This window comes from Paenibacillus tarimensis (genome assembly GCF_021532315.1).
In the GTDB taxonomy this organism is placed as follows: Bacteria; Bacillota; Bacilli; order Paenibacillales; family Paenibacillaceae; genus Paenibacillus_I; species Paenibacillus_I tarimensis.
In genome coordinates, this window is sequence record NZ_JAKGAO010000004.1 from 15667 (window position 1) to 38672 (window position 23006).

The window sequence follows — 23006 nt, forward strand, 5'->3', positions numbered from 1 at the left end:
CGCCCGCTGCTCCTGTATAAGTCGCTGCATCCTGGGAAATCTAGTTGCGAATGGAATGAGGGAGTCACTATCCTATGAGATGAGGGAACGAACCATGTGCTACAGAAATTATGGAAGACTGACATATGTCCCGGTTTTGTTATTGTTGGGTTTGTTTGCGGCCTTTGCACTGGCAGGCTGTACCGGGGATAAACCGAACAGGACGGCGGAGGAAACATTTGAACTGGTAACCGCTGGACTTATGGCAACAGATAAGTACCGGTTTGAGGTTAACATCGGAACGGCAACAGGCGATTCTCCTATAAGGAATCATGCCGCTTATGAGGGCGAGGTGCAAGGTCACACGAAGCTGCTGGTCAAACAAACGGGTGAGGGTCGTTCTCATCCTGAAGCAATGACCAGTCACAAGCCGGCAGATGCTGTCATCTATCATCCCACAGAACGGATGCGAGAGCTGGAAAGGCTGGGCAAATCGGTATCGTACGGCAGAACAGCTGAAGGCGGGCGAACCTGGCTGTTGGATCTCCGCTTGTCTGACAAGGCGGCCAAAGAGGATACGGCTGTCCGGCTGCGTCAGGATTTTGAGCGGGTGGCGAAGCTTTCCTCTCAGGACATTATGGGGAAAGAAGCAAAGGAGGCGGCTGCTTACAAGAAGAGACTTGACAAGGAAATCGCCGAGTCGCGACGCGAGCTTGAGCAAATTATAAAGACGCTTGAGGTAGAGACCGAGATTCATCTGACGGTCGATCGCCAGACGCTTCGGCCTATGCAGCTTGAAGAAAAATCCATTATGCATTATGTAATAAACGGCAGACAACAGCAGGAGACGCGGGTGGCGGCAGTAAGCTTTACCGGATACGACAGCAGTCCCGGTTAGCAAGTGCAACTTACGGTAAATCGTGGTAGGATGATAAAGGTGTGAAGCTATAGATAATTAAGGAGGAGACAGCAGATGAGAGACCCGCGGATTCAAAAGCTGGCGCAAAATCTGACTGCTTATTCAGTCAACGTCCAGCCAGGCGAAAATGTGCTGATTGACATGATTGGAAGTGAAAGGGAGCTTGCAATTTGCCTCATTGAGGAGGTTGCCAAGCGCGGGGGACGCCCCTTCGTTGAGACAAGCGACCGCTCCGTGCTTCGTGCGATGCTGATGAATGCTACGAAGGAGCAGATGGAGCTGTGGTCTTCGCTGGATTTGAAGCGAATGGAAGCGATGGACGCGTATATTGCCATCCGGGCAGGTGAGAATGTAAATGAGCTTTCCGATGTACCGGAGGATAAAATGCGCCTGTATGAGCAGATCTATCGTCATCCCGTACATATGGAAGAGCGCGTGAAACGTACCAAGTGGGTCGTTCTGCGTTATCCGAACTCTTCGATGGCACAGCTGGCTGGTATGAGCACCAGGGCCTTTGAGGATTTTTATTTTGACGTGTGCAACCTGGATTATGCCAACATGGACAAAGCCATGGACCCGCTTAAAGCTTTAATGGATCGCACCGACCGGGTGAGAATCGTCTCGCCAGGTACTGATTTGAGTTTTTCCATCAAAGGTATAGGCTCAAAGAAATGCTCGGGAAATCGGAACATTCCGGATGGTGAAGTGTTTACTGCGCCGGTACGCGACTCCGTGAATGGAACGCTTCAATACAATACGCCGACCGTATATTCCGGTGTCTCCTTTGAGAACATTAAATTTACGTTTGAGAACGGCAAAATTGTGAAGGCGGAATGCGACGACTCGAAGCGGTTGAATGAAATTCTGGACGCGGATGAGGGAGCGCGCTATATCGGCGAATTCAGCCTGGGCTTTAACCCGTATATCCTTCATCCGATGAAGGACATTCTGTTTGATGAGAAGATTGCCGGAAGCCTCCATTTTACACCCGGCCAGGCTTATGAGGATGCGGATAACGGTAACCGTTCCTCTGTACATTGGGATCTGGTGCTGATCCAGCGGAAGGATTACGGCGGCGGTGAAATATATTTTGATGACGTGCTAATCCGTAAAGACGGCATATTCGTACTGCCAGAGCTTGCAGGGCTTAATCCGGAAAACTTAAAGACCTCTTGAATTTGATAGGTAACCCTCTTGTGAGTTGTGGGAAATCAAGGTATGATGAAGAAAGTTGTAACATAATCGAAAGTGGAGGGATTCAGCATGTCCAATAACGCGGCAATTGTAGACATCTCCCAAACTGCCAATCAGTTCCGTTCATCCATTGTTCTTCAAGCCGAGAGTAAGTATATTGATGTGAAGAGCATCCTGGGATTGTTCACGACGCTTGTGAGCGGCCATTCCTATGAGCTGCATGTACATGGACCGGATGCAGAGGAAGCCAAGGCTGCAATGGCTGAAGTATTCAGCAAGCATAACCTTCAGGTTCGCGTCGTTTCCGAGTAATAACAGCCGTTAAGGCTGGGCAGTTAAGCGTCTTTTCCTCAATGAGGATAAGGCGCTTTTTGTTTTGTCCTTGTGTATTGCGACATTTTCGTCTAATATAAAAGATATAAAAGACGGCAAGGATTGCACACAGGGGGGAGTACCGTGTCTTCATCGGATGTGATGCTGCATTTGCATCAAAAGGCGCTTCATCTTCTACAGGAAGATGCCGACAAAATCGAGAAGCTGATAGAAGTCCAGATGGAGAATTTGGCGACCCGGAAATGTCCATTGTATGAGGAAGTGCTGGATACCCAGATGTACGGATTTTCCCGGGAGGTCGATTTTGCGGTGCGTGCCGGTTTAGTCCCCGAGACGGCAGGCAAGCAGCTTTTAAGTATATTGGAACGGAATCTGGCGCAGCTTTATGAAGCGCTCGATCAAAAAAAGTAGTCTCCAGCCGGAGACTACTTTTATTTTTATTACGTGACAGGAGACTGCTGTGGCGGTTAGACCAGGTAAAAAGCAAAGCCCAAGATGACGTAGACCATCAGCAGTAGCGCCCCTTCATACCAGTTGGTTGAGCCGTCTCTAGAAATGGATTTGGCAATAAAGACGGATACACCAATGGCTGTAAGCTCAATCGGTGTGAAGACGATGTCCATCGTCCGGCCGAAAAGGGCACTGATGAAGATAAGTACCGGTGCGACGAACAGAGCAATCTGCAGGCTGCTTCCGATGGCAATCTCGACAGCTGCTCCCATTTTGTTCTTCATCGCCATTATGACCGCTGCACTGTGCTCTGCGGCATTACCGACTATAGCTATGACGAAGGCACCCAAGAACAGCTCCGACAGGCCAAATTGATGAGAGAAGGTCTCAAGTGTACCGACGAGCCATTCACTGACGAGAGCGACCATAACCGTAGCCAGCACGAGGAAGATAATGGAGGTTCGCTTGCTCCAGACCGGTTCTTCTTCATGTACAGCTGGCGGCAGCTCTTGATCAGCAAGCACATCCTTGTGCGTGACCATTGAGAAGACAAGCCACAGGATGTAAGCAAGGATCAGAATACCGGCAACCGTCAAGCTGAGCAGCGTATCCTTCTCCACTGAGAAATTTTCCACGCCGACAAACACTGCCGGTACAAACAGCCCGATGACCGCCATAAGCATTAGAGTGGCATTGTGGCCTGCCACCTGGATGTTATAGCGCTGTTCCTTGAACTTCAGCCCGCCAAGCAGAATACTCAGACCAAGGACCAGCAGCAGGTTGCCGATAATAGCCCCGGTTAAGCTCGCTTTAACCATGTCATATAGCCCTTCCTTGACAAGGAAAATAGCGATGATCAGCTCGGCTGCGTTACCGAAGGTTGCATTCAGGAATCCGCCCATCCGCTGCCCGGCATAGTGGGCAACACTTTCTGTGGCACGGCCTAGAAAACCGGCTACGAACAAAATCGCCACACAGGAGATCGCAAATTCGGCAATATCACCGAAATGTGTGTAATGCGCGATCCCCGCCAGCAGGAAGGATACTGCCAATGCGATGTAAAATCCATTTTTTTTCACGTTTTGTGCACCTCTATTTTCCAGAATGTTAGCTGTTGAACCCGAAATCTGTTAATAATATAAACCTTAAGCGGGGGGAAGTAAACTTTACCATATCTTAGAGCCTGTCTTCTTGCATTCGGAACATAGGTTCCTTTACAATGAAATTATATGGAATAGAGGAGTGAGACATATGACCGAAGACATTCAAACTGGCATCGTCCGTATTTCTGACGATGTTGTATCCACTATCGCCGGATTGGCAGCGCTCGAAACACCGGGCATTGCAGGCATGTCAGGCGGTATATCCGAAGGGCTGGCCAAGCGATTGAGCGGTAAAAACGTTCAAAAAGGCGTCTCGGTCGAAGTCGGACAGCTGGAAGCGGCAATTGATCTGCGGGTAATCGTCCAATACGGCATCCCGATTCATGAGGTCTGCAGGCAGCTGCAGGACAACGTAAGGGAAGCTGTGGAAAATATGACAGGTCTTCATGTAGTGGAGGTAAACGTCAAAGTGGAGGGCGTTGCCTTCCGCGAGGATGAGAAGGAAGAGACGGCGATTCTACGGGTGAATTAATTCATTAGTCAAGTTAAAGCATGTGAAGAAGGCTCTCGCGCGATAACAACACACGTTATCGCGCGAGAGCCTTTGTTAGCTAGCCTGTATAATCTATCCAGTAACCGGATGAAACCTCATGATCTACTTAACCATACGCAGCTGCGGCTTGCCCGAAGAATCCAGGGTGCGGCCGCGGCCTCTCTCCGTCTTCACCGGCTTGTTGTATTCCCGGGAAATGCTAAGCAGTATACCGAGTGATGCTAACGTTACGAGCATCGAGGAACCGCCATAGCTGATCATAGGCAGTGTCACCCCGGTAATCGGAATAGTTCCCGTTACCCCGCCAATGTTTACAACCGCCTGAATTGCGATCAGCCCGATGATGCCGACACCGACAACGGTTCCGTATACATCAGGGCAGCGTAAGGCAACGAGCAGTCCCCGCCAGATAAACAGGAGGTAAGTAAGCAGGAAAATGGCACTGCCGATAAAGCCGAATTCCTCGGCGATGATGGCAAATATAAAGTCGTTATAGGCAAAAGGGAGGTAATGCAGCTTTTGGACGCTATGCCCAAACCCGGCTCCCGTTAACCCGCCGTGCCCAAGCGCTTCCAGTGAACGGCTGAGGTGATAGCCGGTGTCACTCTGGTCTGCCCAGGGATCCATATAGGAGGTAAATCGATCGATCCGGTATTCCCAGTTGGTATTGCCGGACAGGATTGAGATGCTGACCACGACTGCAGTTACGGCGGCAACGACGAGGACAGAGCCGAATACCTGCTTCAAGTTAGCGCCGCCTGCGATAATGACAACGCCTGCGCTGGCTGCAAGAATCAGGCAGGAGCCCAGGTCAGGCTGAAGCATGACCATACCGCAGATTATGCCGACAATGATCATGACCGGCAGCAGTCCGCGCTTGAATTCCCGGAATTTCTCGCCCTTCTTCGTAATGAGGGAGCCGAGGTATAAAATAATGCCCAGCTTGGCGAACTCTGTGGGCTGAATCCCCATTGAACCAACGCCTAGCCAGCTGCGGGCCCCGTTAATCTTCTGGCCGATGAATGGCACAAGCGCCAGCAGGATAAAGACAGGGACGAAATAAAGGATAAACCCCTTCTTGAACCAGCTGTAGGTAAAGTTCATTAGAATGAACATGGAGCCGAGGCCAAGGGCGATCCACATAAACTGCCGTTTGGTGAAGTATAACGGATCATGGCCGTATTTATCAGACACAGCCGCAATGTTGGAGCTTGCGCTGAATACCATGACAAGCCCGAAGCCGACCAGGATCAGCGTCAGAATCAGGAGCATGAAGTCCGGTCTGCCCCGCGGACTTTGCTGCGTAGGTTTCATAGAAGTTTCCCCGCTTTAGTCGAGCAGTGCTTTAAGATCCTGCAACCGCTGGGTTGCCGTGTTCAGAATAGGCTTTGGAACTGGCGATTCGTATTCCATTCCGTGCGGAAATGTAGCCCGACCGATATAGACCGACTCAATTTGCAGAACCGCATGGGGGGATTCAAGCTTGCCCTCGATCGCGCGTGTATTGATGCGGAGGAAATATTCGGCCTGATTGGAACGGTCCTCCAGCTTCAAATCATATGTAGCACGGTAGTATTCCCACTGCCAGCGGACAAAGCCGAGCTTGTGAGTGGATTCATCTAAGTGAGCAAGGTCACTTGTTTTGCCTTCAAGGCCGGAATTTTCAATAATCATGGAAGATCCTCCTTAATCTATCGTACAAGGTCAACACCTTTAATCATGATAGTATGTTTCCCTACCGGGCGCAAGCCTTAGTCATCGCTCTGGACGGACTTTAGAGGGAGATTATATTTAAAAAGACGCGGGGAACAGATTTGTATGGTTCTTCCTACCCGCGTCTGGTTCTGGTACACTTAAAACACAATAAGTAACGCAAGAGTAGAGATAGAGTGGACTTAGGAGGAGTGGCGTATGGACAATACCGGGTATGCAGTGGCGCTGCAGAAGCATTACGCCAATATGGTTTCATGGCGGCGGCACCTGCACCGAAATCCCGAGCTTTCCTTCCGGGAAGAGAAGACTTCGAGCTGGATCGCGGAGAGGCTGAAGGAGCTGGGCTGCGAGGTCCGTACCAATGTCGGCGGGCATGGGGTTATAGCGACGATTCGCGGTAATCTTCCGGGCCCGGCTGTGGCGCTGAGGGCCGATATAGATGCGCTGCCGATACAGGATGCGAAGCAGTGTGAGTATGCATCAACAATACCGGGGGTCATGCATGCGTGCGGTCATGATGCCCATACAGCATCGCTGCTTGGTGCCGCAAGCTACTATATGGAGAGACGCAGCACACTGGCCGGTGAACGCAGGCTGTTGTTCCAGCCGGCGGAGGAAGTGACGCCAGGCGGTGCATTGTCCATGATCGCCGATGGTGCCCTAAGCGGCGTGGATGTCATCTACGGCGTCCATCTGTGGACGCCTCTGCCGTATGGCCAGGCGGCAACTAAGCCGGGACCGTTCATGGCTTCGCCTGATGAATTTTATATTGATATTACGGGAAAAGGCGGCCATGGTGCCCTTCCTCATGAAACGGTTGACGCGGTAGTGGCGGGCTCAGCCTTCGTACAGGCGGTCCAATCGGTCGTGAGCCGATCGGTTAACCCGCTCGACCCTGCAGTTGTAACGGTTGGATCGTTCCAAGCAGGAACGACGGCTAATGTTATAGCCGAGCAGTGCCATCTCAAAGGGACGGTTAGAAGCTTCACAGAATCCGTCAGAGAGCTGGTCAAGCGCAGGATGGAGGAGCTGCTCCTTCATGTCTGCAGCCAGTACGGCGCCAGCGGTGTTATGGATTACCGGTACGGATACCCGCCGGTGGTTAATGACGTTCAGGAGACCGAGCGTTTCTTCCAGGTCGCGGACTCGCTGTTCGGACCGGGCGGCGTGCGGGAATCAGAGCCTGTTATGGCGGGAGAGGATTTTGCCTATTACCTGCAGCAGGTACCGGGGTGCTTCATGTTTGTCGGTGCCGGCAACGAGGCATGCGGCGCGGTCTACCCGCATCATCATCCTAAGTTTGACCTTGATGAGCGGTCCATGGTTCATTCGGCCGCTCTTCTTATCGGTATGGCGGAGCATTACGCGGCGGCACACGGTAAAGCATAGGCGGTACGCTGATAAGGATTGCCACATGTAAGCCTGCATGGTCGTGTTCCGTTAGGGTGAAGCTAATGTACGGACATAGTTCCGATTTTGCCGGTAACGGAGGAGGCTAACCCATGACGATGAAGAAAACGGTCAGAGACATCATGTCTACCGATTGCGTGACAGCTACAACGAAGGATAACATCTACGAAATTGCTGTAATGATGAAAAATCATGATATTGGTTTTGTGCCTGTTTTGGAGGGCAAGAAAATGATCGGGGTTGTAACAGACCGTGACCTAGTAATCAGAGGTTATGCGGAGAAGCATTCCGGATCGACCGCAGTGTCTGAAGTGATTACGAACACGATCAAGACAGTATCGCCGGATACAACAATTGATGAGGCAGCGAGAATGATGGCCGCGAATCAGATCCGCCGCCTGCCTGTCGTGGAGAACGGCGATCTGGCTGGCGTCATCGCGATCGGCGACCTCGCTATCCGTGAAATCTTCGTGAACGAAGCTGGAGATGCACTAAGCGGAATTTCTGAGCATACACACAGAGAGCCGGCCGCAGTTCATTAATGGATTAACATGCATCCTCCGGACAGCGCCTGAAGGCGCAGCCGGGGGATTCTTCATATGCGCAGTTATCTATATTCTTTATACATAAAATCAAGGGAGACTGACAATGAGGAGAATTAACCGAGAACAGGTCACCGGTCTTTTTGGCAAGCCGTTAATATGGTGTATATACCTGCTGCTGCTCGCCGCTGCCGCGGGCTGTTCGGGACAAGCTGTCAACCAGCGGGTTTCTGCGGACACAGCGTATATTTTGCAAGCATATCCCGAGCTGGCGGGGAGAGAGGCTGAGACAGCGGAGGTGTTAAGAGTAATTGACGGGGATACTTTCGCTGCGGCTGACGGCCGCAGAATCAGGCTGGTCGGCGTAAACACACCCGAGACACACGGTACAGTGGAATACTACGGGAAGGAAGCATCCGCATATGCGAAGAAGATGCTGGAAGGCAGGAAGGTCGTGATGTTTAAGGATGTCTCTGAGACAGACCGGTACGGACGGCTGCTGCGGCTTGTTTTCATTGAGGGTGACACCGAGATGTTTAACGAGCGGCTGATCAGGCAGGGCTACGCCAATACGATGACAATCTCGCCTGATGTTACATTCGCTGAACGGTTCAGAAAGCTTGAGCGGGAAGCACGGGAAGCGGGAGCCGGCTTATGGGCAGGCGGCAGCGAGGAGAATGCAGACGATTCTGCAGGCACAGAAGATGTCCGGGAAGGGGGCTTGGATGAAACTGCCAGTACAAGGGGCAGGCAGTCCGCTTCCTGTGCCGAACCGTTAATCAAAGGGAATATCAACTCCAAGGGAGAGAAGATCTACCATCTTCCTGGCAGCTCACACTATGACAGGACGAAGCCGGAGAAGTGGTTCTGCACAGAGGAGGAGGCGGCTGCAGCCGGCTTTCGGGCTCCTAAGAAATAATGCCGCCGCACCCTAGGGGCGGCTTTTTTTGTTTTTATGCGATTTATCGGTACGGCAGAGGCATATTTTCCCCTGCTTTCTTTCATACTGAGAAGATAGAGCTATCGGATAAGGGGGAAAAGCATGCTTACCCAGGATGGTCCCTTGATTGTACAAACTGATTTCCATGTCCTGCTTGATGCCAGACATCCGCATGCGGAGCATTATCAATCTATGTTGGCCCGGTTTGCCGACTTGGTGAAACGGCCGGGGGACTTACATACCTACCGGATTACCTCGCTTTCGATATGGAATGCGCTAGCCTCTGGAATGACAGCAGGAGAGATTCTCAGCTTTTTAGTTTCTGGAAGCCGTTACGACGTCCCGGGAGGGGTGCTGGATGCCCTGGAGCTTCTGGCGTGGCGCTACGGCAAAATTCATCTCGAACGCAAGGATGGAGAGGTTCAGCTGGTCTGTCAGGAGCGGCAGCTGGCAGATAAGCTGGAATCTGACCCATGTGTGCGGGAGAACACCTGCAAAATGGAGGATGGCAGATGGCAGCTCAAGCCGGGTAAGCGTGGTCTGATCAAACGGGAGCTGCTGAGAAGCGGTTATCCGGTTTTAGATCTGGCCGGGTACGATACGGGGGAAGAGCTGAAGATGGAGCTGCTTCCGCAGAGCCGAAGCGGACGGCCTTTTCAGCTGCGGGATTATCAGGCTGAGGCAGTAGATCTCTTTCACAGAGAAGGGGATGTTTACGGCGGAAGCGGGGTGCTCGTGCTTCCCTGTGGTGCAGGCAAGACGGTCATTGGCATTGCTGCGCTCGCCAGACTCAGCTGTGCAGCCTTAATTCTGACTTCGAGCATGACCTCGGTCAGACAGTGGCGCAATGAGCTTCTGGACAAGACCTCGTTAACGCCTGATGATATCGGCGAATATGCCGGACGCGTCCGTGAAGTGAAGCCGGTCACGATCGCCACCTATCAGATGGTGACACACCGCCATCCCGGAACTGGCGAATATTCGCATATGAGGCTGTTTGATGAGCGTGATTGGGGACTGGTTATCTATGATGAGGTCCATTCACTGCCAGCTCCCGTATTCCGGCGTACGGCGGACATCCAAGCGACTCGCAGACTGGGCTTGACCGCAACGCTGGTGCGGGAGGATGGCAGAGAGGAGGATGTATTTTCCTTAATCGGGCCCAAGCGTTATGACCTTCCATGGAAGAAGCTTGAGGAGCAGGGGCATATCGCGGCTGTCACCTGCACAGAAATTCGGGTGGCGCTCGAAGGGGTTAACCGGGACCGTTATCATGCGGCAGCCCCGAGAGACCGGAACAGGCTGGCAGCAGAGAATCCGGCCAAGCAGGCGGCTGTCCGTGAGCTGCTTGAACGGCATCCAGGCAGGCCTGCCCTGGTTGTCGGCCAATACTTGAAGCAGCTTGGCGAGCTGGCTGATATGCTGGGCGCTCCCCTTCTGACGGGCCAGACACCTCAGGCCGAAAGAATGCGACTGTACGAGAGTTTCAAGCAGGGGGAAATCCCTGTGCTGGTTGTCTCGAAGATTGCCAACTTCGCGGTAGACCTGCCTGATGCTGCCGTTGCTATTCAGGTATCAGGAAGCTTCGGTTCCCGCCAGGAGGAGGCGCAGCGGATCGGACGGCTTCTGCGGCCCAAGCACGGAGATAATACAGCATGGTTTTATACGCTTGTTACCGCGGACACGAAGGAGACGGAATATGCGAGGAAGCGGCAGTTGTTTCTTGCCGGTCAAGGCTATACGTACCTCATTGCGGAACAAGCCGGCAAGCTGGAAGACCAAGGCAGAAAGGATGTGTCAGGATCGTGAATACGCGCCAGGTATACAGCAGGCTTCCGGAGGAGGCCAGAGCACGGCTGGCAAGGCAGCCGCTCTGGCGCGGCGGTCCTGATCCCGGGGGGATCAGCAGGGACCGCATCAGGGAGGTCAGGGGAGAGCTCACAGCTCCAGTCCAGGATATCCTGGCTTTCATTGTCCGCTCTTGCGGGCCCCGGCCCTTTTCGGAAGAGAAGCTCACCCAGCAGTTCGCGGCAGCCGCAGGCCGTTCTGTCTGCGAGAGCAGACTGGCATGCGATGAACTGAGGCGGGAAGGCATTTTGTTCACTGTGCGCAAGTCCTGGGGGGAGTGCCTGCATTTTATTCCCGCAGATGCCTACAGTGCATGGAACAGAGAGCTGGCTCCCGTTGTGCCGCAGCCTTGTAAAGAGACGGCCGGCATCCGGGTAACTTCTCCGTACAAGCCAAGGCTGAGCCTGCAGCTGCTCGGTATGATGGCTGAGCTTGCGAAGCAGGGTATTCCGATTACGGCAAAAGGGCTTATTGCGAAGAAGGCCGCCGCTGCCGCTTCTTCCCGGCTGGCTTACACGGAAGCGGATTTAGCTGTTTTTCGGTCAGCGAATACTGACAGCAGTCACTATGCTGTTTCATTTGCAGTGGGGCTTGATGCAGTGGTGAGAACAGGGCTCCTGGAGCTGGGGGGAACCAGCGCGTCCTGGAAGGAACCTGAGCTGGCGGAGTGGCTCGCGCTTCCGGATGGGCAGCGGGAATGCCGCCTTTTGGACTGGACAGAAGAGCGTTTTGCCGCCTATGATGAGCGGTTTGCTTGCTCAGCCTCGCTGCTGCGTGGTTTACGTGCAGGGAGCTGGTACAGCCGCCATGAGCTTGAGCAATGGGTTAAGGCTGCAGGAGGAGCTGCCTGCGGTGAGTGGCTCACGGACTGGCTTGACCTGATGGCAGCCTTCGGCTGGCTGCAGACGGGCCGGTCGGGTAAAGGTGTAGAGCTTGTCCGCTGGATCATATATCCGCTGGCTGAAGAAATTCCTACCCCGCATCCGGCAGCAGGCTCTGTACTGGTGCTTACTGGAGGGGAGCTGGCTGTCCCGCATGACACGGATTACCGCAGCAGATGGGAGATTGAGCTGATGGCAGAGCCGGAGCGCGACGGGCCAATGACAATTTACAAGTACAGCCAGGCCACGATAAGCAGAGCGGCTGACAACGGCAGGACATTCGAACAGCTGATTGACCGGCTGGCCGCTGCATCAGGAAGCCCTCTTCCAGAGCATGCGTTTCAGCTGCTGGAGGAATGGGGCAGGGCAGCAGGCCGTGTCAGGTTTGCCGATGTGACGATCATGAGCTGCCAGGATGAGCCGGCTGCTGACAGAGCGGCCGCAGACCCGTCAGTGGCCCGACTATTGATCCGCCGCCTCGGTAAGCTGGATTTCTTAATCGAGCGCAGCAATATACCGCTCCTCAGAAAGCACTTGAGTGCCGCGGGGCTTGAGCCAAGCAGGCTTATGGGAGGGGATACGCATTGCCCTTACCCGCTATCCGCATTTGGAACCGGAGGAGAGCTGCTGCAGGGAGCAGCCGAGAATGCATTTACAGACTACAGGGATTCTGCCGGTCTGCTGCAGCATCCTTGTCCGCTCTATCTATATGCACTGGAACCGGTGCCGACGGATAAGGAGAAGCGGCTTCCGGGGACAGCAGATATACCGGCGGCATGGCTCCAGGCTATGCGGGATTATCATCCTTCAACCCGCAAGGAAATACTGAAGCGTGCGATTGAGCTGGGAGTATTGGTCAAGCTCGACAGGCACGGGAGTGTAATTGACTTTATCCCGCGTAGGCTGGAAGAGGAAGGCGGGAATTGGTTCGTGGCAGGCCAGCTTAGCGGGGAAGGGGACAGCAGTTTGCGTCTGACACCTGATATGTGGAGTCGGATGCAGCTTGCAATTCCACCTGGACTGCCTGCTAAATGACTTCTGTTTTGGGAGCGATTCGTGATATGATAGAATGCGAGACTATAGCATAGAGGTGAGTGGATGGCAATAACAGAAGAGAAGGCCGGCAGTATGCTGCCAGCAGCGCCTGTAGAGACAGTTGATATGGCCGGTCTGCTGACAGCCGCATATGAACTGGGCGATATGATAATCAATTCGGCTGATGCAGCCGATTATGAATATTGGAAGAACGAGGTTGCCGGTAATCAGCCGGTACAGGAGCTGGTACGCCAGTTCGCTAAGGCGAAAGAGCTGTTCGAGGAATGCCAGCGCTTCGGCAGGTTCCATCCCGATTTTCACGCTGCCAAGGATAAGGTGAAGGAAATTGAGGGCCAGCTTGCCGAATACGAATGCGTGCGTAACTTCAAGGCCGCAGAGAAGGCGCTGGATGATCTGCTGTATGATGTATCGCATGTCATTGCCCGTGCTGTATCGGAGGAGATTAAGGTTCCGGCTAATGAGGGTAAAGGCGGCGGCGGATGCGGCAGCGGAGGCTCCTGCGGATGCGGCAGCGGCGGATGCGGATAACGGCAGCCATATGTAGATTACCTGCGTTCATGATGGAGGAGAGATTCGATGGAGCAAATCGACAAGCCGTTCCTGCTAGCGGAACGCACAGGCTATATTATATGGGTAAGTGATTTGAAGGCGGCAAGAAATCTGGATAAATACGGAACCGTCCATTATGTTTCACGTAAAATGCATTATATCGTGATGTATGTCAATGCGGACAAGGCCGAAGAAACGGTACGCAACATTCAGCGGCTTTCGTACGTTAAGAAAGTAGAGCGTTCATTCCGTAATGAACTAAAAACCGAATATGAGAAGGATATTCCGGATAAAACAAGCTATTATGGCTTGTAATCAGGCTAATTAGGACTAATAACCCGGCGTGCAGGGAATCAATAGTGGACCAGACCTGCTGCTGTTCCATATTTTATAGTTGAATTACCTATTGACGATGCAGTAAAATAATTAAAACTTGATATGTAAACGTGAAAAAATAAATACCTGCTTCTTGGGGGAGGGGTGATGGGGATGAAAGACAAAACGACAGAAAGATGGAGTACCTATGAGTCCTTTCATGTCGTATTGGGTGATAAGAAAGTAGCCGACATCGTCATCACTAATCATGCCCGGAGCCGCTGGACTGATCGTATTGAGAGCGAGCAGACCGGTATTGAGGACATTGCCGACTTCATGTGGCAGGCGCTCAAGCAGGGGCGGATTGAACCCTATTACCGCAATGAGCAGGATGTTTATCTGATTGATGATGACCTTGTGTTTGTAGCTGAGTTCTCTGATCTGCCCGGCGAGACGGATCTGCTTGGCAACCCGCTGCATAAGATGATTGTTGTGACATTTCTAGGACGGATGTCCGAGACCATTGAGCTGAGGGATTTAAAGTCCTATTATTCCTGGCTCCGCCATTCCAGAAGAATGACACTCATCAAGAACAGCCGCAAACGCAAATAAACGGGCAGAGGTCAGTCTCGCTATCAGAGAGCCTTTTAACCACTGCCATACAGACGAACACATGCGGAAGCTGCCGCATGTGTTTTTTTTTATATCTGAAAAAGGGCATGCTGGATTGCTGTCGCGCCTTTGTCTAACGTTTGGTATAATTCAGTTCAGGAAAGGATGATATTCGGATGGCTCTTAACTTTCATCAGCTGCATATCTTTTATACGGTTGCGGACCGGGGAAGCTTCTCGGCAGCAGCCCAGGCACTCCATATGACGCAGCCGGCCGTAACGATGCAGGTGCAATCGCTGGAGGATTATTTTGGGACCAAGCTGCTGCTTCGTTCGACGAAGCGGATTGAGCTGACGGAAGCGGGACGGGCTTTAATGCCGTTCGCTCAGCAGTCCATTGCCCTAATCCGTGAGACGGATGCCACAATGTCCAAATTCACACGCCAGCTTAAAGGCAGGCTTCAGCTTGGCGCAAGCCTGACGATCGGCGAATACATTCTGCCGCGACTGCTGGGGCCCTTCGGCCAGGAATTTCCGCATATATCCATCAGCATGAAGGTTATGAACACAGGTCAGATCATGGAGGAAATACTGAATCATCAGCTTAACTTTGGCCTGGTTGAAGCACCTGTCAATCATCCCGATATGCATATGGAAGCGGTTATGAGTGACGAGCTGAAGCTGATTGTCCCAGCCGCCCATCCATTGGCTGACAGGACGGATGTTATGCTGGAGGAAGCGCTGACTTATCCGTTTGTACTGCGAGAGCAGGGGTCAGGAACCCGCCTTGTGATGGAGGAGCTGCTGCGCGAACGCCAGCTTGATCCGTCGAAGCTGAATATCGTGATGGAGCTGGGCAGTACAGGGGCAGTCAAGTCAGCGGTTGAAGCAGGGGTGGGCGTGTCGTTCGTATCGGCTTCATCTGTGAAGCATGAGATCGCGCTTGGACTCATAAAGGTGGTTCCCCTCCTGGACGCGCGCTTTAAGCGCCAGTTTTTCTCTATCTATTTAAAATCGGCCTTACTGCCTATTTCGGCCGTTACCTTTTTAACCTTTTTAAGAGAGAGGGATCTCCAGCAATGGCTATAACCGGACCAGCGGATCTTCATACCCATACCAATGCCTCTGACGGGACCGGCGATCCGGCGGACAATGTCCGCTTGGCCAAAGCGGCCGGTCTTGCTGCAGTGGCAATTACGGATCATGATACGATGGCAGGTGTGGATGAGGCGATACTAGAGGGAGAACGGATAGGCATTACTGTAGTGCCGGGTGTCGAGGTCAGCACGGTCAGCGATGGCATCGATATCCACATACTCGGTTACTATGCGGATTGGCGCAATGAGGAATGGTTGGCACGTCTTCGTTCGCTGCGTGACGTCCGCGGAATACGCAACGAAATGATGGTACAGCGCCTGCGGGAGCTTGGAATTGACATCACGCTGGATGAGGTGTTTGCGGCAGCGGGTCGGGATGGCTCTGGCGAGGAAACGGTCGGGCGCCCGCACATCGCCCAGGTTCTGCTCAAGAAGGGCTGCGTTGCTACCATGGCAGAGGCCTTCGACCGCTACCTTGGCACCTCAGGCGCGGCGTATGTCAACCCGCCAAGGGCTACGCCTTTTCAAGCCGTTGACTGGATCAGAGAGGCTGGAGGCACAAGTGTGATTGCCCACCCGGGACTGTACGGCCGCGACCAGCTTGTAGAGGAGCTGATTGCCTACGGTGTCGATGGTATAGAGGTTTATCATTCCGATCATACGCCTCTGGATGAGCAGCGCTACAAGGAACTTGCAGAGCGGAGCGGGCTTATTATAACCGGAGGCTCGGACTATCACGGTGCAAGGGGCGGCGTAGTGTTTCATGGACCGATGGGCGGGAGGAGTGTGGACGCGTCCGTGATTAGCCGGCTTCGGCATCCGTCAGGCAGGTCTTCATGAAGCAAAGCCATAGATTATACACAATCAAGGAAGTAGCCAGCCGCACGGGGATATCCACCCAGCTGATCCGCAAGTGGGAGGAGCGCTACGGAGCGGTTGCCCCTGTCCGGCTGCCTAATGGGTATCGGGGTTATACCAAGCAGGACCTTGACACACTGATCTGGCTTAAGAAGCGTGTGGATGAGTCAGTGCCGATTGGAATGGCAGTGATGGAGCATAAATCGAGGTCTGCCGCCGAAGCGGAAAAAGAGAGGGAACCAATTCTGCGGGAATGGCTGAACCCGGCGGAACAGGAAGCTCCCGCAGCGGATCGGCAGGCAGCGGTAAACCGGATGCTGGATTACTTTGAGCGGCTGGATTATCCTTCGGCTCAGCGTTACTTTGAACAGCTTATGAATATGCACAGCTTTGACGATCTGCTTATGAACATAATGAAGCCTGCACTGTTCGAGCTGGGAGAACGCTGGGAGAGCGGCCGTATATCCGAGTATCAGGAGCATTTCGGGAGCCATTTTATCCGTGACAAGCTGATTACCCTGAGGAATTTGTTACGTGCCGCCCCGGACAGCCCGCTGCTGGTTACGGCATGCGGTCCGGGCGAACGCCAAGAGCTGGGCATACTGTTCCTTGGCTTCTTCGCTACGCAGCAGGGCTTCCGTGTAGCCTACCTTGGAGCTTCTCCGGCTGAGAAGGGGATTTTGGATTGTCTGCGGGAGATGAAGCCCGCCGCCTTTGTCTTCAGCTTCTCGTCGCATGACAGATATGAAGCTGCTTTACCCTTCCTGAGGCTGCTTGATGCCCGGATTCCAGCCGATTCCCCGCATACGCTCGTCTTTATTGAAGGCAGAGGAGTGGAAGAGGACAAGCCTATACCAGGTGGTTCGGCGACCTTCTTGATTGCCGGGGACGGACCCGCAGCCCTTGCAAAAATAAAGTCACGGCTGGGTCAGCCGTGACGAAGCCGTCTATGCTTTTACCTGAGACGGGAGCGATTTGATGCGCTGTTCATCCGGAGTGATGAACAGCGTTTTTTGATGATCATAGATGACGAATCCGGGCTTGGCACCGCTTGGCTTGCGTACATGCCTGATCAGCGTGTAGTCAACGGGAACAAGGCTGGAGCTCCGTGCCTGGCTGTAATGTGCGGCCAGCATGGCCGCCTCCTCCAATGTGGCATCACCGAAGTCCTGTCCGCGGATTACGATGTGCGAGCCTGGAATATCCTTGGTATGCAGCCAGGTGTCGCCCGGTGATGCCAGTCGGTTGGTCAGATATTCGTTTTGGGTATTGTTCTTGCCGACATAGATCGCGATATTCTCGCTTGATGTATAGCACAGCAGTGCCGGCTTGGCTGTTTTTTTCTTCTTGGGTCCTTTGCGGCCGCGTGCACGCATATAGCCTTCGGCGACCAGCTCCTCGCGGATTTCCTCAATATCCTGCAGGGAGGCGCTGTCAAGCTGCTGCAGCAGCGTGTCTAAATAACGAATTTCCTCGTGAGCTGCCTCCATCTGTTCGGAGACGACGCTCCGGCTGTTCTTCGCTTTCGTGTAGCGTCTAAAATAACGTTGAGCATTCTCCGAGGGAGTAAGCTGGGGGTCCAGCTGGATCGTTACCGTCTCCTGCTCCTCGCTGTAATAGTTAACGACCTCTACGGAGGCGTCACCACGCTTAATCTGATGCATATAAGCGGTCACAAGCTCTCCAAGGATCCGGTGTTTGTCCGCATCCTTAGCCTCCTCAAGCGTCTCGCTCAGCTTCTCCAGCTTCTTCACATTCTTACTCTTCTCATTCTGGAGGAAGCGGTACAGATCAGCCGCACGCTGCTTAACCGTGTCGCGCTCAGCCTTGTCGCCGTAATAAGCTTCCAGGCAGCTGCTGATAGTAGGATAGAGCTTCGTTTCGCCATCCAGATGAGTCAGCCTGGTTACAGAAAACTGCTGCCTGCCGTCCGCATCCGTCACGATAACCGGTTCGTATTCATGCCGCGCAAGCTTCTCGAACAGGGCTGCGAAGGCATCCCACAGGGCGCGGGGGTCGCCTAGGCTTCCGAGCGTGCCTGCGCGGTGGGTGATCTCTCTGGCAAGCAGCGGACTGATGCCGCTGAAGGCGGCAACGATACGCTTGTCCGCGGCGAGCTCGGCAGATACGGCTTCGAGTGCTGATTCGAACTGCTCATAGGAATGAATGCTGAACGGGTCTGTCTTATCCTGCGAAGGCGGCGCCGTGTAGGAACTGCCCGGCAGTACGATCCGGTAGCTGCTGATGGCCGGGGTGACGTGATGGATGCCGTCATGGATTTGGCCTGAAGCCGGGTCCACCAGAATAATGTTGCTGTGCCTGCCCATCAGCTCGACAATGACCGTCTTAAGCGAGTAATCCCCGAGCTCATCCCGCTGGCGGATGCTGAAGTGGAGAACGCGTTCGTTCCCCGGCTGGCGGATTCCCTCGATTACGCCACCTTCACAATGCTTGCGCAGCAGCATGCAGAACATAGGTGCCTCCAGCGGATTCGACTGGGAAGCTGTGGTCCAGTGCAGCCTTGGGTAGGTGGGATTGGCAGAGATCAGCAGCTTGCCCTGTGCTTTGCCGCCCCTTGTTTGCAGAACGAGCGTGTGCTCGTCCGGTTGATGAATTTTATGAATGCGTGTCCCCGTTGCTTCCTGCAGTTCGGCTGCCAGTGCGCGGGTAACGATACCGTCGAGTGCCATGTTTGTTTAACCACCTTTGTCAGATCATTCTTCTATCATGCCATACCCGGAGCAAAAACTTAAGTCCTGGCATGGGATATTTTCCGGGTTGTCCGAATACATTTAGCCTGAAGAGGCTGTCCGTCCGGCAGTTCTAGAGCTTAAGCGGGCGGCAGGCTGGAAACAGGAGGGAGACAGGATGGATCAAAAGCTATGGCATCAGATGGAGACAGAAGCGCTGACTGAAGCGTTGTCGAGCAATCCGCAGACCGGTCTGACGGCGGACGAAGCGGCCCGAAGGCTGGAGGAGCAGGGTCGCAATGAGCTGTCCGAAGGCAAGAGAGTATCGCCCCTAACGCTGTTTCTTAATCAGTTCAAGGATTTTATGGTCCTGGTGCTGGTCGGTGCGACACTTGTGTCCGGACTGCTCGGGGAGTATCTGGACGCGGTCACGATTGTGGCCATTATTGTATTGAACGGCATACTTGGGTTCGTGCAGGAGTTTCGTGCGGAAAAGTCGCTGCGCTCACTAAAGGAGCTCTCAGCCCCGACGGCCCGCGTTATTCGCGGCGGTGAGATCATGGAGGTGGCGGCGGTTGAGCTGGTTCCGGGTGATCTGATTTTTCTCGAGAGCGGAGACCGCATTCCTGCCGATATCCGGTTGCTTGAGGCGAGCAGTTTATACGTGGAGGAGTCTGCGCTGACCGGAGAGTCGGTGCCGGTGGGCAAGCATTCAGAGCCGATTACGGATGCTGAGCTGCCGCTTGGCGACATGAAGAATACGGGTTTCCTGGGCACGATGGTTACGCGCGGCACCGGGGTAGGGATGGTAGTCCGTACGGGAATGAACACGGAAATGGGGAAAATCGCTCATCTGATTGAGCAGACGGAATCCATGGAAACTCCGCTGCAGCACAGGCTGGAGCAGCTTGGGAAAATACTGATTGTTGTGGCCCTCGGCCTTACCGTTATGGTCGTAATCGCGGGCATTATGCATGGTCAGCCTGCCTATGGCATGTTCCTTGCTGGCGTCAGCCTGGCTGTTGCGGCCATACCGGAAGGGCTGCCGGCGATCGTCACGATCGCGCTTGCGCTGGGTGTTCAGCGGATGATCAAGCGCAAGGCGATTGTCCGCAAGCTTCCCTCGGTCGAAACGCTGGGCTGTGCTTCCGTCATCTGCTCGGATAAGACGGGTACGCTTACCCAGAACAAGATGACGGTCAAGAAGCTGTGGACCGGCGGCAGAACCCTGGACGTTACAGGCGAAGGCTACGAGCCGGTTGGCGAGGTGCTGGAAGAAGGAGCACACGCAGATCTGAAGAAGGATGCAGCGCTGCGGAGGATGCTGCAGATTGCGGCACTCTGCAACAATGCCAGGCTGGTTAAGGAAGGCGGAGAGCCGGAGAAGCGCAAGGGCAAAGGCAGCACAGGGGAGCAGGAAGAGGCCTGGAAGCTGAAGGGGGACCCGACCGAGGGGGCTCTCATTGTCCTGGCCGCCAAGCTCGGGGTTACGGTTCAGTCACTCGAAGGGTTATATAAGCGGGAGAAGGAGTTCCCGTTCGACTCGGAGCGGAAGCGGATGTCGGTGGTGGTCGGCCATCAGGGAGGCAAGCTGCTCTGCACCAAGGGCGCCCCTGACCTTCTGATGGAGAGATGCAGTTATATCCTGTGGGAAGGCAATGTCGTGCCGTTCACGGCAACCCTGAAGCAGAAGGTTGCGGCTGCCTCCGAAGCGATGGCGCAGTCTGCCTTGCGGGTACTTGGGTTTGCCTACCGTGATATCAGGCCGCAGGATGCCTGCGGGGAAGATAATGAAGCGGAGCGTCAGCTTATTTTTGTAGGCTTGACGGGAATGATTGACCCGCCGCGCAGGGAAGTGCGCGATGCCATTACAACATGCCGGCGGGCAGGCATCAAGACGGTCATGATTACAGGCGACCACCAGCTGACGGCGGAAGCAATCGCCCAGCAGCTCGGCATTATGCAGCGCGGCGGCCGGTCGATGACGGGAAGAGATCTTGCTCAGCTGGATGATAAGCAGCTGGACGAAATTGTTGATGATGTGTATGTATATGCACGCGTGTCACCGGAACACAAGCTGCGCATTGTCAAATCGCTTCAGCGCAAGGGCCACGTTGTCGCGATGACAGGTGACGGCGTTAATGACGCGCCGGCGATCAAGGCGGCGGATATCGGAATTGCCATGGGGATTACCGGAACGGATGTATCGAAGGAAGCCTCGGCTCTGGTGCTGAGTGACGATAATTTTGCGACCATTGTGGCTGCCATAGAAGAAGGACGCGGCATCTATGAGAACATACGGAAGTTCATCCGCTACCTTCTGGCTTCCAACGTGGGCGAGATCATGACGATGTTCCTGGCCATGATGGCGGGTCTGCCGCTTCCGCTCGTGCCGATCCAGATCCTCTGGGTTAATCTGGTTACAGACGGCCTTCCTGCGATGGCGCTTGGGGTGGATCAGGCGGAGAACGATCTGATGCAGCAGAAGCCGCGCACAGCCAAGGAAAATATCTTCGCGCGCAGGCTTGGGTGGAAAATTATCAGCCGAGGCATCTTGATCGGCGTATGTACGCTGGCCGCCTTCTGGATTACGCTTGAGCCGGGCGGGGGCAATCTGATAGAAGCCCAGACTGTGGCATTTGCCACGTTGGTGCTCGCTCAGCTTATACATGTGTTTGACTGCCGCAGCTCGCGGTCAATTTTCCACCGGAATCTTTTCGAAAACCGTTATCTGGTGCTTGCTGTTCTATCGTCTCTCGTGCTTATGCTGGCCGTACTGTATGTTGAAGCGCTGCAGCCGATTTTCAAGACCGTGCCGCTCGGATTCCGTGAATGGTGCTTGGTGTTCGTGGCCGCAGGCATTCCTACTTTCCTCATGGGGATTGGCAGCGTAGCCAGCTCCTCCAGAAGAAGGCGCAAAGGCGGCCGCGTGACGTACGGATCAGCGAAGCGGGCGGCGTAAGGGCAGTAGTGCATCGGGCTTGTCGGGCGTCTGCTGACTGCAAATAAGTGCAAATAATGATGTAAAAATTCAATAGCCAATCTCCCTGCATTGCGGTATGCTAATAAGAAATAAGACAGCTTGTTTCTCAAGTAACCGATGGATAAAGGGAGTGCCAGAATAATGGAATTCACAAAAATGCATGGTCTCGGAAATGACTTTATCGTTGTGGCAGGCGAGCAGTCGCTGCCGGATAACGCTTCCGAGCTCGCAATAGAATTGTGCAACCGGTTTTTCGGAATCGGCGCGGACGGTCTGGTATATATTCTGCCATCCGAGCAGGCGGATTTCCGGATGCGGATCATCAACTCCGACGGCTCGGAGGCAGAGCAATGCGGTAACGCAATCCGCTGCGTAGCGAAGTATGTCTACGATAACGGCCTGATTGACCGCACCGAGATAACAATCGAAACACTCGGCGCCGGTGTGCAGAAGGTGCAGCTGACCGTTCAGGACGGCAAGGTGGAGAAGGTTCGTGTCGATATGGGCGAACCGATCCTAAACGGCCTGCAGGTGCCGACAACTGTGGATGCCGCGCAGGTAGTGTCTCACCCGATCGAGGTAGACGGACGCGAGTTCCGCTTTACAGCTGTATCGATGGGCAACCCGCACTGCGTCATCTATGTTGATGATGCTGTCGGGTTCGATTTGCAGACGTGGGGACCGAAGCTGGAGACGCATCCGCTGTTCCCGCGCAAGACGAATGTAGAGTTTGTTACGGTAAAATCGCGCGATTACGCCGATATGCGCGTCTGGGAACGCGGCGCCGGACCTACGCTGGCATGTGGAACAGGTGCTTGCGCAACCCTGGTATCCTCCGTTCTAAACGGGCATACCGACCGTACGGCAACCGTATCGCTTAAAGGCGGGGACCTGTTGATCGAATGGAATGAGGACGATAACCACGTTTATATGACTGGTCCTGCCTCTGTTGTTTTCCGCGGCACATTAGCCCGCTAATTAA

Annotated in this window: 22 protein-coding genes; 18 read left to right on the forward strand and 4 right to left on the reverse strand. The window is 53.9% G+C overall.

What is annotated here, in order from left to right:
* The first annotated feature begins 241 nt into the window (after positions 1-241).
* From L1N82_RS01145 to L1N82_RS01160, 4 genes are all read left to right on the forward strand, one after another.
* On the forward strand, positions 242-877 hold the full coding sequence (locus L1N82_RS01145; protein ID WP_235285508.1) for a hypothetical protein: 636 nt from the start codon (positions 242-244) through the stop codon (positions 875-877).
* A gap of 75 nt (positions 878-952) precedes the next feature.
* On the forward strand, positions 953-2074 hold the full coding sequence (locus L1N82_RS01150) for an aminopeptidase (RefSeq protein ID WP_235285509.1): 1122 nt from the start codon (positions 953-955) through the stop codon (positions 2072-2074).
* A gap of 87 nt (positions 2075-2161) precedes the next feature.
* Positions 2162-2404, forward strand: coding sequence for an HPr family phosphocarrier protein (locus L1N82_RS01155; RefSeq protein ID WP_111148626.1), 243 nt, complete (start codon positions 2162-2164; stop codon positions 2402-2404).
* A gap of 144 nt (positions 2405-2548) precedes the next feature.
* A complete protein-coding gene (locus L1N82_RS01160; protein ID WP_181438803.1) occupies positions 2549-2836 on the forward strand; it encodes a YlaN family protein in 288 nt (95 codons plus the stop codon).
* Between the two features lie 56 nt (positions 2837-2892).
* On the opposite strand, the gene cax is transcribed toward L1N82_RS01160, so the two are convergent.
* On the reverse strand, positions 2893-3954 hold the full coding sequence (gene cax / locus L1N82_RS01165; RefSeq protein ID WP_235285510.1) for a calcium/proton exchanger: 1062 nt from the start codon (positions 3952-3954) through the stop codon (positions 2893-2895).
* A 172-nt stretch (positions 3955-4126) separates the two neighbouring features.
* Between cax and L1N82_RS01170 the strand changes: the two genes are divergently transcribed.
* Positions 4127-4510, forward strand: a complete 384-nt coding sequence (locus L1N82_RS01170) for an Asp23/Gls24 family envelope stress response protein (protein WP_235285513.1) — start codon at positions 4127-4129, stop codon at positions 4508-4510.
* A 123-nt stretch (positions 4511-4633) separates the two neighbouring features.
* On the opposite strand, the gene ftsW is transcribed toward L1N82_RS01170, so the two are convergent.
* On the reverse strand, positions 4634-5845 hold the full coding sequence (ftsW, locus tag L1N82_RS01175; protein ID WP_235285514.1) for a putative lipid II flippase FtsW: 1212 nt from the start codon (positions 5843-5845) through the stop codon (positions 4634-4636).
* Between the two features lie 15 nt (positions 5846-5860).
* On the reverse strand, positions 5861-6205 hold the full coding sequence (locus tag L1N82_RS01180; protein ID WP_235285516.1) for a YugN family protein: 345 nt from the start codon (positions 6203-6205) through the stop codon (positions 5861-5863).
* Between the two features lie 237 nt (positions 6206-6442).
* Here L1N82_RS01180 and L1N82_RS01185 point away from each other — a divergent pair, with 237 nt between their 5' ends.
* The 11 genes from L1N82_RS01185 to L1N82_RS01235 all read left to right on the forward strand — a co-directional run bounded on the left by L1N82_RS01185 (position 6443) and on the right by L1N82_RS01235 (position 17289).
* On the forward strand, positions 6443-7633 hold the full coding sequence (locus tag L1N82_RS01185; protein ID WP_235285518.1) for a M20 metallopeptidase family protein: 1191 nt from the start codon (positions 6443-6445) through the stop codon (positions 7631-7633).
* 119 nt (positions 7634-7752) lie between these two features.
* Positions 7753-8196 carry a CBS domain-containing protein gene (locus tag L1N82_RS01190; protein ID WP_235286128.1) on the forward strand — a complete coding sequence of 148 codons (444 nt, stop codon included), beginning with the start codon at positions 7753-7755 and terminating at the stop codon, positions 8194-8196.
* Between the two features lie 106 nt (positions 8197-8302).
* The gene (locus L1N82_RS01195) at positions 8303-9115 is read left to right on the forward strand and encodes a thermonuclease family protein (RefSeq protein WP_235285519.1); all 813 of its coding nucleotides are present in this window, start codon (positions 8303-8305) and stop codon (positions 9113-9115) included.
* Between the two features lie 123 nt (positions 9116-9238).
* Positions 9239-10945, forward strand: coding sequence for a DNA repair helicase XPB (locus L1N82_RS01200; RefSeq protein ID WP_235285521.1), 1707 nt, complete (start codon positions 9239-9241; stop codon positions 10943-10945).
* Positions 10942-12900: a helicase-associated domain-containing protein gene (locus L1N82_RS23360; RefSeq protein WP_235285523.1), complete on the forward strand. Its 1959-nt coding sequence runs from the start codon at positions 10942-10944 to the stop codon at positions 12898-12900. The genes L1N82_RS01200 and L1N82_RS23360 overlap by 4 nt, the downstream gene beginning before the upstream one ends.
* Before the next feature lie 63 nt (positions 12901-12963).
* A complete protein-coding gene (locus tag L1N82_RS01210) occupies positions 12964-13449 on the forward strand; it encodes a YlbF family regulator (RefSeq protein ID WP_235285525.1) in 486 nt (161 codons plus the stop codon).
* Positions 13450-13521: 72 nt separating this feature from the next.
* Positions 13522-13785, forward strand: a complete 264-nt coding sequence (locus tag L1N82_RS01215) for a YlbG family protein (RefSeq protein ID WP_235286129.1) — start codon at positions 13522-13524, stop codon at positions 13783-13785.
* Between the two features lie 174 nt (positions 13786-13959).
* Positions 13960-14397: a hypothetical protein gene (locus L1N82_RS01220; RefSeq protein WP_235285526.1), complete on the forward strand. Its 438-nt coding sequence runs from the start codon at positions 13960-13962 to the stop codon at positions 14395-14397.
* A 176-nt stretch (positions 14398-14573) separates the two neighbouring features.
* Positions 14574-15485: a selenium metabolism-associated LysR family transcriptional regulator gene (locus L1N82_RS01225; protein ID WP_235285527.1), complete on the forward strand. Its 912-nt coding sequence runs from the start codon at positions 14574-14576 to the stop codon at positions 15483-15485.
* Positions 15476-16333, forward strand: coding sequence for a PHP domain-containing protein (locus tag L1N82_RS01230; RefSeq protein ID WP_235285528.1), 858 nt, complete (start codon positions 15476-15478; stop codon positions 16331-16333). The genes L1N82_RS01225 and L1N82_RS01230 overlap by 10 nt, the downstream gene beginning before the upstream one ends.
* Positions 16330-17289 carry a MerR family transcriptional regulator gene (locus tag L1N82_RS01235; protein WP_235285529.1) on the forward strand — a complete coding sequence of 320 codons (960 nt, stop codon included), beginning with the start codon at positions 16330-16332 and terminating at the stop codon, positions 17287-17289. Before L1N82_RS01230 ends, L1N82_RS01235 begins: the two co-directional genes overlap by 4 nt.
* Before the next feature lie 9 nt (positions 17290-17298).
* Here L1N82_RS01235 and L1N82_RS01240 read toward each other — a convergent pair whose 3' ends face one another.
* Positions 17299-19041, reverse strand: a complete 1743-nt coding sequence (locus L1N82_RS01240) for an Rqc2 family fibronectin-binding protein (RefSeq protein WP_235285530.1) — start codon at positions 19039-19041, stop codon at positions 17299-17301.
* Between the two features lie 178 nt (positions 19042-19219).
* Here L1N82_RS01240 and L1N82_RS01245 point away from each other — a divergent pair, with 178 nt between their 5' ends.
* Both L1N82_RS01245 and dapF read left to right on the forward strand, forming a co-directional pair.
* Positions 19220-22003, forward strand: a complete 2784-nt coding sequence (locus L1N82_RS01245; RefSeq protein ID WP_235285531.1) for a calcium-translocating P-type ATPase, SERCA-type — start codon at positions 19220-19222, stop codon at positions 22001-22003.
* 162 nt (positions 22004-22165) lie between these two features.
* Complete coding sequence (gene dapF, locus L1N82_RS01250; protein WP_235285532.1) at positions 22166-23002, forward strand: diaminopimelate epimerase; 837 nt, start codon at positions 22166-22168, stop codon at positions 23000-23002.
* Positions 23003-23006 lie beyond the last annotated feature (4 nt).